The 13,698-nt window shown below is 50.4% G+C and carries 10 protein-coding genes; 4 read left to right on the top strand and 6 right to left on the bottom strand.

The features are described from left to right. Positions 1-296 precede the first annotated feature (296 nt). The 3 genes from I0P70_RS09560 to I0P70_RS09550 form a co-directional block, all read right to left on the bottom strand. On the bottom strand, positions 297-1,058 hold the full coding sequence (locus I0P70_RS09560) for an OmpA family protein (protein ID WP_230392100.1): 762 nt from the start codon (positions 1,056-1,058) through the stop codon (positions 297-299). Between the two features lie 252 nt (positions 1,059-1,310). Beyond that, positions 1,311-2,210: an acetyl-CoA carboxylase, carboxyltransferase subunit beta gene (gene accD, locus I0P70_RS09555; RefSeq protein WP_196117525.1), complete on the bottom strand. Its 900-nt coding sequence runs from the start codon at positions 2,208-2,210 to the stop codon at positions 1,311-1,313. Between the two features lie 172 nt (positions 2,211-2,382). Beyond that, the gene (locus I0P70_RS09550) at positions 2,383-3,441 is read right to left on the bottom strand and encodes a class I fructose-bisphosphate aldolase (RefSeq protein WP_196117115.1); all 1,059 of its coding nucleotides are present in this window, start codon (positions 3,439-3,441) and stop codon (positions 2,383-2,385) included. Positions 3,442-3,734: 293 nt separating this feature from the next. On the opposite strand from I0P70_RS09550, the gene I0P70_RS09545 reads away from it, so the two are divergent. Next, positions 3,735-4,394 (top strand): hypothetical protein, encoded by a 660-nt coding sequence (locus tag I0P70_RS09545; protein ID WP_196117113.1) that lies wholly within the window; start codon positions 3,735-3,737, stop codon positions 4,392-4,394. Between the two features lie 44 nt (positions 4,395-4,438). Here I0P70_RS09545 and I0P70_RS09540 read toward each other — a convergent pair whose 3' ends face one another. The 3 genes from I0P70_RS09540 to I0P70_RS09530 all read right to left on the bottom strand — a co-directional run bounded on the left by I0P70_RS09540 (position 4,439) and on the right by I0P70_RS09530 (position 8,178). After that, positions 4,439-5,452, bottom strand: coding sequence for a M28 family peptidase (locus I0P70_RS09540; protein ID WP_196117111.1), 1,014 nt, complete (start codon positions 5,450-5,452; stop codon positions 4,439-4,441). Continuing rightward, positions 5,442-6,932, bottom strand: a complete 1,491-nt coding sequence (gene cysS / locus I0P70_RS09535) for a cysteine--tRNA ligase (protein ID WP_196117109.1) — start codon at positions 6,930-6,932, stop codon at positions 5,442-5,444. The genes I0P70_RS09540 and cysS overlap by 11 nt, the downstream gene beginning before the upstream one ends. 115 nt (positions 6,933-7,047) lie before the next feature. After that, entirely contained in the window at positions 7,048-8,178 is a 1,131-nt protein-coding gene (locus tag I0P70_RS09530) for an endonuclease/exonuclease/phosphatase family protein (protein WP_196117106.1), read from the bottom strand. Positions 8,179-8,487: 309 nt separating this feature from the next. Between I0P70_RS09530 and rimP the strand changes: the two genes are divergently transcribed. The 3 genes from rimP (at position 8,488) to infB (ending at position 13,413) form a co-directional block, all read left to right on the top strand. Further along, complete coding sequence (gene rimP, locus I0P70_RS09525; protein ID WP_230392099.1) at positions 8,488-8,961, top strand: ribosome maturation factor RimP; 474 nt, start codon at positions 8,488-8,490, stop codon at positions 8,959-8,961. A 7-nt stretch (positions 8,962-8,968) separates the two neighbouring features. After that, positions 8,969-10,222 carry a transcription termination factor NusA gene (gene nusA / locus I0P70_RS09520; protein WP_076422926.1) on the top strand — a complete coding sequence of 418 codons (1,254 nt, stop codon included), beginning with the start codon at positions 8,969-8,971 and terminating at the stop codon, positions 10,220-10,222. Between the two features lie 119 nt (positions 10,223-10,341). Beyond that, positions 10,342-13,413 carry a translation initiation factor IF-2 gene (gene infB, locus I0P70_RS09515; protein WP_196117104.1) on the top strand — a complete coding sequence of 1,024 codons (3,072 nt, stop codon included), beginning with the start codon at positions 10,342-10,344 and terminating at the stop codon, positions 13,411-13,413. Positions 13,414-13,698: the final 285 nt, after the last annotated feature.

Raw genomic sequence — 13,698 nt, 5'->3', positions numbered from 1 at the left:
TTATAGTTGTCAGATTAAGCCCTTAATACTCTAAATGAGTTAAAATGTTGTATCCGGATATAGCAGTTGAACAGAGCACCTGCCACAAGTTGCTACTAACCAGCATGTTGCTAAAGAACCTAAACCGGCTACATTAGACAAACTATATACGTAAGCCAACGGGAGAGTATTCAAAAGCCGCCTGTAGGTGGCGCTGGCAGCCTGTTTAGCCGGTTTTTAGTTAAAACATACCGCATAAAAAAGCGCCTGCCGGGTATACCTGGCAGGCGCTTCAGAACAGGTGCTATACCTGTAGCTTATTTTATCTCACCACTTTCAGCAGCTTTCTTCAGCTCTTCGCTTGCGATGATGATGATCTCTACGCGGCGGTTTTGCGCACGGCCTTCCGCAGTCGTGTTGTCAGCAATCGGCTGGTCAAAGGCGTAGCCTTTAGCCTGCATACGCGATGCGTCTACACCACGGGTACGGGCATAGTTGGCAACAGCCTGCGCACGACGCTCTGACAGTCCCTGGTTCAGCTCACGGCTACCGGTGTTGTCTGTGTGGCCTTCGACGATAATGTTCGTGCCTTCGTATTTCTGCAGTGTGTTTACGAGGCCATCAATGTCTTTCTTGGCATTGGCGCTCAATTCAGCAGAGTTCACGGCAAATAAGATACCCGAGTCAAAGTTAATACGGATAGCCTCGCCCACACGCTCGATCTTAGCATTCTCCATGCTCTTCTCCAGCTCCTCAGCTTGCTTGTCCATACGGCGACCGATCACGGCACCTGTGGCACCACCTACAGCAGCACCTATAATGGCACCCGCCGCTGTGTTGCCCATGCGGTTACCAATGATACCACCTACTACAGCGCCGGAGCCAGCTCCGATGATACCGCCTTTAGTGGTTTTATTCATACCTGTCTTCTCTTCGCCGGTAGTGTTTGTTTCAGTTCTGTTACCTGTTGTTGTAGAAGTGTCGCCTGTACCAGAGGTAGTCGGACGCGTAGTCTGGCAGGAAGTGAACAGCATGGTTACAGCCAGCATCGATGTCAACGATAGTTTTACTAGTTTCATAGTCTTGCAATAAATTTGAAAAAATGGTTTTTGGTTGATAGTAGTATTAGTTATTCTTAGTATTTGTGCTTTCGCAATACTAATGCCAAACTTAGGCACAATATTGTGCTTTACCCAAACTATTACTTTCCTAAACTGAAAAAGTTTGTTTACACCCGTTCAGCTTATATTTTGTCGTGTTTGAGTACCACCAAAAAAGCCTGTCAGCAATACTAACAGGCTTTTCTGCTCTATTAATTTAATCCAATCCGCTTATGCCGATTTGGCGGCTTTCTGCGTTTTGGCTGTTCCGTTTTTTTCTTCTGTGGCAGGCATGATCATGCCCAGCAGGTCTACCAGGCGCTGCTTTAGTTCCTTGCGGTCTACGATGAAGTCCAGGAAGCCATGCTCCAGTACGAACTCCGCACTCTGGAATCCTTTCGGCAGGTCTTTTCCAATCGTTTCTTTGATAACACGTGGACCGGCAAAACCGATCAACGCACCCGGCTCGGCAATGTTGAAGTCGCCCAGCATAGCATAAGATGCCGTTACACCACCTGTGGTAGGATCCGTGAGCATCGAAATATAAGGTAGTTTCTCCTCCGAAAGAAGCGCCAGTTTTGCAGAAGTCTTGGCCATCTGCATCAGCGAGAAGCCAGCCTCCATCATACGGGCGCCACCTGACTTGGAGATCATCATGAAAGGTGTGCGCGTCTTGCGGGCATGGTCAATGGCGCGGGCAATCTTCTCACCCACCACTGATCCCATAGAGCCACCAATGTAGGCAAAGTCCATACAGGCGATGGTGATGTCCCTGCCACCTGACTTACCATAGGCAGTGCGCACGGCATCTTTCAAACCAGTCTTGCGCTGCGTCTCAGCAGTGCGCTGCGGGTATGGCTTGGAGTCCACAAAGTTGAGCGGGTCGCCCGAGGTCATATCCTCGTCCATCTCCGTAAACTTGTTATCGTCGAACAGGATGGCGAAATACTCCTTTGAACCAACACGGTCGTGGTAGTTGCACTTCACGCAGGTCTTCAGGTTTTTGCGGTGCTCAGTCATGCTAGTCACTGTCTTGCAATCCGGGCACTTAAACCACAAGCCGTCCGGAGTTTCTTTTTTCTCCTCTGTCGGTGTGATAATTCCTTTTTCTACTCGTTTAAACCAAGGCATCATAATCGTATCGGTCGTGCGTACCGCACATTAAATGGTTGTACTGCCATACTTCTCTTCACCAACTCTGGGCAGATTTGGGCACAAATATAGCCTGCTTCGGATTACTCACAAAGGAGCGACTCCAAAGCAGGCTGTAAAATTAGTTAATAATCAGCAGTTCTGCTACAGATTAAGCAAGTGTAATATCATTGGCCAGGTATACGTCCTGTATTGCGTTCAGCAGTTCCACTCCCACTTTCATATCTTTCTGGAACGCCTTACGGCCTGATATCAAGCCCATACCGCCTGCACGCTTATTAATAACAGCTGTGCGCACGGCATCTGCCAGATCCGACTCACCCTTGGACTCACCACCAGAGTTGATAAGGCCGGCACGCCCCATGTAGCAGTTCGCCACCTGATAGCGGGCCAGGTCGATTGGGTTGTCAGAAGAAAGCTCTGAGTACATCTTCTCATGCGTCTTGCCGAAGCCGATCGCCTTAAAGCCACCGTTGTTTTCAGGAAGCTTCTGCTTGATGATGTCGGCCTGTATAGTCACACCCAGATGGTTGGCCTGTGCCGTCAGGTCAGCGGCCACGTGGTAATCCACACCATCTTTCTTGAAAGCGTTGTTGCGAGTGTAGCACCACAGAATGGTGGCCATGCCCAGCTGGTGCGCTCTTTCGAATGCCTCAGCCACTTCAATGATCTGGCGGGAAGACTCCTCTGAGCCGAAGTAGATCGTAGCGCCTACGGCAGTGGCACCCAGGTTCCAGGCTTCGTCCACAGAGCCGAACATGATCTGGTCATACTTATTCGGGTAGGTCATCAGCTCGTTGTGATTGATCTTCACCACAAACGGAATCTTGTGCGCATACTTTCTGGACATCATCGCCAGGTTACCAAAGGTAGTAGCCACGGCGTTGCACCCACCTTCGATGGCTAGCTTGATAATGTTCTCAGGATCGAAATAGATAGGATTCGGGGCGAAAGAAGCACCTGCGGTGTGCTCAATACCCTGGTCAACAGGCAGGATGGACAGGTAACCTGTGCCAGCCAGACGGCCGTGGTTGAAAAGCTGCTGCAGGCTGCGCAATACCTGCGGACTACGGTTTGACTGAGAGAACACACGATCTACAAAGTCAGGACCCGGTGCATGGATCAGGTCCTTAGAGATTGTTTTGCTTTCATACTGAAGCAGATTTTCCGCTTCAGAACCAAGTAAGGAAACGATGTTATCGTACGACATTTTTTAAATTGTTTTTGATAAAAGGGACGTATTGAATTGCAGGACAAATATATAACGCTTTTTAAATACTTCAGATAATATCATGGTTGCTCTTGCAAGTAGTGCGCTGTTGCCTGCACATACCGTTTCCGTCCTCAAAATGTTGCTCTAATTTCAGCACTGAAACTGCCTGCCCTGCACTTCCGAATTACCACTGCACGGATTACTCCGGCTATAAGCGGGTGCTTAAACCTAACAAGGGTCGCTACTCGTTATACAATAAACTAGGTATAAGCAGATTAAGCACCAAAAATATGAAACACAACCTTATCAGGAACGCCTGGCTGCTGCTCCTGTTGGCAGGTATAGCGGCATGCTCCTCCTCTACCCAGATCATGGGGTCCTGGAAAAGCCCCGAAATTGAAGCACAGAATTATCAGCGGGTAGTGGTGGCTGCCCTTACCGATAACGTGCTGGCCCGGCAGGAAGTGGAAAACGACCTGCAGGCGCAGTTGCAGATAAGAGGCATTCAGGCAACCCGCAGTATTGATTTGTTCCCGCCATCTGCTACCTCTAAAACCGGACCAGATGTAAACCTGCTCATCGAGCGTATCAAGGAAGACGGCCATGACGCCATCCTGACTGCCACGCTGGTCGACGAGCAAACCGAAACCCGCTACGTGCCAGGCAATATGGGGTACCGCCCGATGACGCGCTTTGTATGGTATGGCAGCTTCAGAGGTTACTACAACTACTGGTACCCTACTTTGTACGACCCGGGCTATTACACTGAAGACAAGGTATACTACCTTGAAACAAACCTCTACGATGTCAATTCTGATCGCTTGGTATGGTCAGCTCAGTCTAAGTCACATAGCCCCCGCAGCCTGCGAAAAGCCGCCAGCAGGTTTGCTGAACTCACCGTCCAGAAGATGGCTGAAGACAATGTGCTTCCCTCTGTTACAAGGCAATAAAAAAGGCGCTCTGAGGAGCGCCTTTTCTGTTCGTAAGGTATAGCCTATTCGTTGTACAGCACGTGCAACACCGTCTGCCCTACTGCCTTCAGGGTGTTCTTGCTGATGATGTCCATCGTGTCGGTATGGCGGTGATGATAAGGCCCGAAGTAATCGTCCTGGTTGGCCATGTTATACTCGATGATATCGATCATACGGATACCTGCCACTGTGTTCACGTAATAATGGTCGTCGGTAATGGCCGGAGCATTCACATACTTGAAGTAGTCGGAATATCCTAGGCGATTGCCGGCACGCCATACCTTGTCCACGACGTTGCGGGCATACTGCATAGAGGTGCCTTCGCGGGCAAACTTGGCATTCTCGGCGCCTACCATGTCGAGTAGTATACCGTAGTTCGCTTTGTAATTCGGCTTGTGTTTGTTCTTGCTCCAATACTGTGACCCCAGGCACCAAGTATCGCTTTGGTATGGGTAGTCGCTTTCGTCAGGCTGACCGTAGTCTTCTCCATCAAAGAAGATGATATCAATGCCTATACCTGGCTTCTGCTCCGCCACCTGTATGGCACGTGCGATCTCGAGCAGTACTCCTACACCGCTGGCACCGTCATTGGCACCATCGATGGGCTTGTTCTGATTTTCCTCGTCTTTGTCGGCAAAGGGTCGTGTGTCCCAGTGCGCAGCCAGCAGTACACGCTTGGTTGCATTGGGATTGATGGTGCCGATAATGTTGCGCAGGTTGAGCATTGTACCGTCAAAAGCACGTGCCTGAAAGGCCTGCACCTGCACCTCGGCGCCATAGCTGCGCAGCGTCTCAATCAGCCACTCCCCTGTTTTGTAATGTGCTGCTGTGTTAGGCACACGCGGCCCGAAAGCCACTTGCTGATCCACAAAGTTGTACGCAGAATCCGCATTAAATTCAGGTGCCTGCACTACAGCTTCTTCCACCTCTGTAGTTTCTACACGATCACTACTGCTTCCGTTTTCAGAAGAGTCGCAGCTGTTAAGTCCCATGGCGCTCAGCAACAGGATGGCCAGTAGCTTCATATTATTCTTCATAAGCCCAGTCAATTCCGGTTTTCAGGTCCTTGATCACGATGCCCTGCTTCTTCAGCTCGGCACGGATGGCATCTACTTTGTCATAAGCCTTGTTCTCTTTTGCCTCCTTGTAAAAGCCGAGCACCAATTCCAGCATATTTTCCATATCAGCAGTCGGCTCGTCTTTTAACCCAAGCACATCATGCACCAGTTCGGTATAGGTTGTGCGGATGGTATCGAAGGTGTCGCGCGTCAGCGCCCCGATCTGCAACTGCCCCAGGTATAGACTGTTGATCTTCTTGAGCAGGTTGAAGAGTGACGCGATGGTACGGGCCGTGTTCAGGTCATCGTTCATGCCGCGGAAGCAATCCTCCGTCAATTTCAACAGGTCTTCGTTCAGCTTTTCGTCCGGTGTGCCGGGCTGTTCCGGGTATACCAGTTTCTCGAGCACACGCATGCCGTTCATCAGCTTACGGTATCCTTTCTGAGCAGCCTGCAGCGCCTCGTTGCTAAAGTCGAGTGTGCTGCGGTAGTGCGCCTGCAGGATAAAGAAGCGAATCGTCATCGGGCTGTAAGCCTGCTCCAGCATTTTATGCTTGCCGCTGAAGAGCTCGCTCAGGTTGATGAAGTTGCCCAGCGACTTACCCATCTTCTGTCCGTTCACAGTGATCATGTTGTTGTGCACCCAATAACGGGCAGCATCACTGTGGCTGTGGCTGGCCTGACTCTGCGCAATCTCGCACTCGTGGTGCGGGAACATCAGGTCAAGTCCGCCACCGTGAATATCAAAAGTCTCGCCCAGGTACTTGCGGCTCATGGCCGAGCACTCGAGGTGCCAGCCCGGAAAGCCGTCGCTCCACGGCGAAGGCCAGCGCATGATGTGCTGCGGCGATGCTTTTTTCCAAAGCGCAAAGTCAAGCGGTGAACGCTTTTCCCCCTGCCCTTCTGTATCACGGGTGTTGCTCAGCAGGTCTTCGATGATGCGACCCGACAGCTTCCCGTAGTTGTTGTTCTTGTGATAGGCCGGTACATCAAAGTACACCGATCCGTTCACCTCATAGGCCATACCATTCTCGAGTATTTCCTGAATCATCTGGATCTGCTCGATGATGTGGCCGGAAGCACGCGGTTCTATGTCAGGCGACTTGGTATTAAGTGTCGCCATGTCCTGCTGGTACACATTGGTATAGTGCTGCACGACCTCCATCGGCTCGAGGTGCTCCAGCTTGGCTCTCTTCTGGATTTTGTCTTCGCCTTCGTCGGCATCGTTTTCAAGGTGGCCAACGTCGGTGATGTTGCGCACATAGCGTACTTTATACCCGAGGTACTTGAGGTAGCGGTACAGCACGTCGAAGGTAACGGCACTGCGGGCATGGCCCAGGTGCGGCTCGCCATACACTGTCGGTCCGCAGACATACATTCCCACAAAGGGTGCGTGTAACGGTTCGAACAGTTCTCTTTTGCGTGTGAGCGTGTTATACAGGTTCAGTTTGTGTTGCATGGTATTGATATGCACAGCATGCGCAAAGGGCATACTTTCTGTTTATACTTGATTATCCTGGTGAGCCATGGTGGCCAACCAAAGTTCAAAACTAAAAAATTATACCGTCAGTCCCTTACTCCTCTTTCGGCTTGATGACATAGGTCGCCGAGATCGGGAAGTGGTCGGAGAGCGGCATTTCGTAATGTGTTTTAAAATCGTAAGCCTCCAGCCCTTCACTGAAGAACTGATTATCAATACGCAGGAATGGTAAAGGTCCGTTGTAAGTGGCGCCTACCCCGTTGCCCGCTTTCTCAAATGAGTTATTCAATTCACCTACTAATTGACTGTAGGTATAGCTGAACGGAATGTCATTGAAATCGCCTGTCACAATAACCGGATAAGGTGATGTTTTTACATGGTCGAGCAACTGCTGTACCTGCATGGCTCTGGCCCGGAACCCCATGCGCAAACGACGGGCCAGGTTGCGGCTCTCCTTCCGGAAGCTCTCTTCATCGCCTATTGCGGAGTAGGTGTTCTCGATGTCCTCTGCCTTGATACTCATCGACTGCAGGTGCACGGCGTATACCCTGACGGTATCCCCTTTCACATTGATGTCAACCCAGGCGGCCCGGTTGGCGCTGCGTTCCGGTGTGTTCGGAAAGCGTATCGTATTGCCCCGCACGATCGGGTATTTTGAGAAAATAGCTATACCTAGATCCGCCTTCACGCGATCGCCCTGATAAGTGGAGGCGAACACATACCGGTTATACCTCTTACCGATCCGGTTGAAGTTATTAAACTCTGTAGAATTGACCCGGCTGTAAAACTCCTGCAAACAGAACACATCGGCAGGGTGTGTGGCGACCCAGTCCACCATCTCTTCCGACACCCGCGGCACGCCTTCCACTATCCTTTCGTAGGCGTTAAAAATATGCACATTGAAGCTTAGCACCTCGAGGGTTTTAGCACCTTCGGGCAGCTCCTTGTCCCATGTGATCGATACCAGTCGGCCATAGTGATTCCAGCCGAGGCCAATCACTGCTAGTGGCAGAAACACATACCACGAGCGCTTAAACAGCCAGTAGATAAAGAACAGGAAGTTAAGCACCAAAGCGCCAGGAAGAGAGAAAGCAACAAAGCCGGCAGGCCAGAATTCGTAGGGTGGTATGCGCATACTGAATACTCCCAGCAGTAGCCAAAGCACCACCAGGATGTTCAGGATCAGCCAGATTCTCCGGCGTATTTGTTTGAATGTACCTGCCACGGTGGCAAACTTACAAATTATGCTTGTAGGAATATCAAGCTACGCTTCAGAATATATTCACTTGCGGTGGCTATAATGATTTTAATCTGCAGAACTTTTCCAGCACTTGTGCTTGTTACAGAACCGAAGCCCCTCCGGCAGCTGGCACTGGCCACAAAAATGCCGCCCGAAATCTCCAGAAACCATATAATTACAGCGCACTTAAACACATATTGTTGTTTATATAATGTTTTTATAGTAAATTTGTGACATTATTTCCAAGGAGATGAGGGGACGCGAGGTCCCCTTCTTTATTTTCTTTAAATAAATATGGCAATAACGGCACAAAGTATTCGCGCTATGGCGGAAGCCAGCCTTCCGGAAAGTGACCTGTTCATCGTAGATGTAGCAGTGTCTGATTCGGCAGTGCGCCCCAAGATAACCGTGTTGGCTGATGGCGAGCAGGGCATCACCATTGACCAGTGCGCTACCATCAGCCGCCGCGTCAATTCAAAGATCGCGGAGACGTATGGCGAGGAAGTATCTTATGTGCTGGAGGTGAGTTCACCGGGAGTGGATTTTCCACTTACCCAGCCGCAGCAGTTTAAGCGAAACATCGGCCGCAACCTGAAACTGAAAATGAAGGACGGAACCGAGAAAACAGGCAAGCTGGAAGAAGTAACCGAGACAGGTATAAACCTGACAGAAGAAATCAAACAAAAAGGCAAAAAGGCAACGTATGAGCCTGTGCAAATACCTTTCGGGGAGATTGTAAAAGCAAATGTTGTAATATCTTTTAAATGATAAAATAATGAACAGTTCAGTCCTGATCGAGTCGTTCGCTGAATTTGCGAAATTCAAGAACATAGACCGCCCGACGATGATGCGCATCCTGGAGGATGTATTCCGTACCATGATCCGCAAAAAGTGGGGTACCGACGAGAACTTTGACATCATCCTGAACGTGGAGAAGGGTGACCTGGAGATCTGGCGCAACCGCGAAATCGTGGACGACAACTCGGAGGATATCTGGGATCATGACAAGATCGCCCTATCAGAGGCTCAGAAAATAGAGCCTGACTTTGAAGTAGGCGAAGAAGTGTCTGAAGAAATACAGCTGGAAGACTTCGGCCGCCGTGCCGTGTTGACTGCCCGTCAGACGCTGATCCAGCGCATCAAGGACATGGAAAAAGAGTTGCTGTTCCAGAAGTACAAGGACCTTGTTGGCGAGATCATTTCAGGTGAGGTATACCAGGTATGGAACCGCGAAGTACTGTTGCTTGATCAGGAAGAAAACGAACTGCTGATCCCAAAAGGCGAGCAGATCCCGAAAGACCGCTACCGCAAAGGCGACGTAGTGCGTGCTGTCGTACAGCGTGTTGAGATCGTGAACGGTAATCCGAAGATCATTCTTTCCCGTACATCTCCAGCATTCCTGGAGCGTTTGTTCGAGAACGAAGTACCGGAAATATACGATGGCCTGATCGCGATCAAAAAAATTGTGCGTGAGCCCGGCGAGCGTGCGAAAGTAGCCGTAGAATCGTTTGACGACCGTATTGACCCGGTAGGTGCCTGCGTGGGCATGAAAGGTTCCCGTATCCACAGTATCGTACGCGAGCTGGAGAACGAGAACATCGACGTGATCAACTACACAGACAACCTGGAGCTATACATTCAGCGTGCTCTTAGCCCAGCTAAGATCACCAGCATGAAGATAGACCATGAAAATGGCAGAGTATCCGTGTTCCTGAAGCCTGACCAGGTATCGCTTGCGATCGGTAAGGGTGGCCAGAACATCAAACTGGCCAGCAAACTGGTAGACATGGAGATCGACGTATTCAGAGAGTCTGAGGTATACGAAGAAGACATCAGCCTGGAAGAGTTCACGGACGAGATCGAGGACTGGGTGATCGCAGAATTGCGCCGCATCGGTCTGGACACTGCCAAGAGTGTACTGGCAGTTTCAAAAGAAGACCTGCTTCGCAGAACAGAACTGGAAGAGGAGACGATCGAAAGCGTACTCTCTATCCTGCGCGAAGAGTTGGAAGAAGAAGACAATCAATAGTTGTGAGTTGAGCTTCGTTCCTGTAATTTTGAAAGAAATTCGGAACGAAGCTCAGTTCTATACCTTGCAAGGCAGCTATAGCATATTAACAGAATAAATTAAAGACAGCATATCAGAACATGGCAGAAGACAAAATCAGGAGGCTCAAACAGGTTGCAACTACTTTAAACATTGGTACAGCTACCATTGTGGATTACCTCTCTGCTAAAGGCTTTGACGTGGAAAACAAACCCACTACCAAAATCACGGCAGAGCAGTTCAGTATGCTGGCTAAGGAGTTCGCTTCTTCAATGCAAGACAAGATTGAAGCGGAAGAACTCAACATCGGCAAGAAACCACAAAGCAACCAAGTAGTGGAATCGGAGCCGCACCATGAGCCTAAGAAAACGACAGAGCCTGAGCAGGAAATCCTGATCAAGAGCGTGCACCAGCCAAAAGCTGAAACCCCTGAGGCCAAGCCTAAAACAGAAGAGCCAAAAGCGCCAGAGCAACCTGCCGCGGCACCAGTTGAAGCAAAGCTGCCAGGTATAAAAGTGCTAGGTAAAATAGACCTGGACGCAAAAGGTCGCCCAGTGCCTAAGCCGGCTGCAAAACCGGAAGAGCCGAAGGCACCAGCTGCAGAGCAGCCAACTGCCCCTGCGCCGAAAGCGCCAGAGCAACCTGCCGCACCGGCACCAGCACCAGCGCCGGTTGAAAAACCAGCTGCTGAGCAGAAGCCTGTAGCAGCCGAACAAACTCCTGCGACGCCAAAAGCAGAAGCTCCGAAACCGGAGACTCCTAAAACTGAAGAAAAACCACAGCAGCCGGCAACGCCTCCTGCCCCTGCTGCGGAACAAAAGACAATAGAAACAGAAAAAGCTCCTGCGCAAGCAGCGGCACCACAGGCTCCGGATCAACCGGCTGCAACGCCTGTCGAAAAAGGAACAGAACCAATAGAAACAATTACAGCAAAAGCCGACCAGCTGAAAGGCCTTACGGTACTGGGCAAGATTGAATTGCCAGACAGCACACGTAGAAAAGGTACTAAGCCGGTAGCGTCTTCCGATGACAGGAAGGCCGGTAAAAAGAAAAAGCGCAAGCGCATTATTGTGGCCGGTACAGAACAAGGCGGCACACAAGGACAACAACAAGGCACAGCCAACCCGCAGTCACGCCCGATCCAGCATACTGGTGGATCAGGTAGTGGTTACCAGGGCAATCGTCCGGGACAGCGTCCCGGCGGCGGACCTGGAGGTCGTGGGCCACGCAATGCTCCGGCTCCTCGCGCTGAAAAAGCAGAGGTTACTGATAAGGAAATTCAGGAGCAGATCAAAGCTACGCTGGCGAAGCTAAGCGGCGGCAAAGGTGGTGGTGGTAACCGCGCTAAGTACCGTCGTGAGAAACGCTCCGCTATTGCCGATGCAACAGAAGAGCGCCGTCTGATGGAGCAGGCAGAGTCCAAGACACTGCGTGTGACAGAATTCGTGTCCGCCAATGACCTGGCGGCACTAATGAATGTGAGCGTGAACGAAGTCATCAAGGTATGTATGCAGTTGGGTATGTTCGTATCCATCAACCAGCGCCTTGACGCCGAAGCGATCACTATCATTGCTGACGAATTTGGCTACTCAGTTGAGTTCATCACTTCCGAAGATGAGCAGGCACTGGAAGAGACCATTGAAGAAAACGAAGAGGATCTGGTAGATCGTGCTCCGATTGTGACCATCATGGGTCACGTTGACCACGGTAAAACTTCCCTCCTTGACTATATCCGAAACGCCAATGTAACAGCTGGCGAGGCCGGTGGTATCACGCAGCACATTGGTGCCTACAGCGTGAAAACTGAAGGCGGACGTACCGTTACCTTCCTCGATACTCCTGGTCACGAAGCCTTTACGGCCATGCGTGCCCGCGGTGCCAAGGTAACAGACGTTGTAATTATCGTGGTAGCAGCCGACGACTCGGTGATGCCACAGACAAAAGAAGCGATCAACCACGCACAAGCTGCTGGTTCGCCGATCATCATCGCTCTAAACAAAATTGACAAGCCAGGAGCTAACCCGGACAAGGTACGTGAGGAACTTGCCCAGATGAACATACTGGTAGAAGAGTGGGGTGGTAAATACCAGTCACAGGAAGTATCAGCCAAAACAGGAGCAGGTATACCTGATCTGTTGGAGAAAGTATTGCTTGAGGCTGAACTACTTGAACTGAAGGCTAACCCAGACAGAAAAGCGGTAGGTACCGTAATCGAAGCCTCTCTTGACAAAGGCCGTGGTTATGTGGCTACTGTACTTGTACAGACAGGTACGCTGAATATTGGAGATGTTGTGCTAGCCGGTTCTCACTATGGTAGAGTAAAGGCCATGACAGACCACCGCGGTCGCAAGATGAAAGTAGCAGGTCCTTCTACTCCGGTACAGCTGCTCGGTCTTGACGGTGCACCACAGGCTGGTGACAAGTTCCAGGTAATGGAATCAGAGCGTGAAGCACGTGAGATCGCAAGCAACCGCGCTCAACTGCAGCGTGAGCAAAGCCTGCGCACACGCAAGCACATCACCCTGGATGAGATCGGACGTCGACTGGCGATTGGTACCTTCAAGGAGCTTAACGTGATTGTGAAAGGTGACGTGGACGGTTCCGTGGAAGCACTTTCTGACTCCCTGTTGAAGCTGTCAACTGCCGAGGTGCAGGTGAACATCATCAGCAAAGGCGTAGGTGCTATCTCTGAGTCTGACGTACTACTTGCTTCGGCTTCTGATGCGATCATCATTGGCTTCCAGGTACGACCTTCTCAGAATGCACGCAGACTGGCAGAGCAGGAGCAGATCGACGTTCGTCTGTACTCTATCATCTACGATGCGATCAACGAAGTGAAAGATGCGATGGAAGGTATGCTTGCTCCTACCCTGAAAGAGGAGATCACAGGTAACGCTGAAGTACGCGATGTATTCAAGATCACGAAGGTTGGTACGATTGCAGGCTGTATGATTACAGACGGCTCTATTCAGCGTAACTCTAAAGTACGCCTGGTACGTGATGGCATCGTGGTGCACGACGGCGAAATCCTGGCACTCAAGCGTTTCAAAGATGATGTGTCAGAAGTACGCCAGGGTTACGAGTGCGGTATCAGCCTCAGAGGATACAACGAGATCCAGGTTGGTGACGTGATCGAAGCTTACGTAGAAAAAGAAGTGAAGCGTACGCTGTAATACAGCTAACTTCATCTATCATAAGAAAGGCTCCTGCGAAAGTGGGAGCCTTTTGTTTTGCACCTAATATGATGCTGCATTTATACCTGTCTGACAGGTGCTATACCTGATGCGGCATACCTCCAACTACCCATGTCGATTGATTGCGGAAGATCCTATACCTTCTAAACTGAAAGCCTGTAAGATGTATAACCGTGCGACTATGTCAATAAATTCTTCATCACCTAAACAATCAGCTAGTTCAAGAGATACAAAAAAAGCCCTGCCTGGTTTATCCGGGCAGGG

The sequence above is a fragment of the Pontibacter sp. FD36 genome, from assembly GCF_015686655.1.
Lineage (GTDB): Bacteria > Bacteroidota > Bacteroidia > Cytophagales > Hymenobacteraceae > Pontibacter.
The sequence above is the reverse complement of the archived record's forward strand: the minus strand, read 5'-3'. Positions and strand labels throughout refer to the sequence as shown.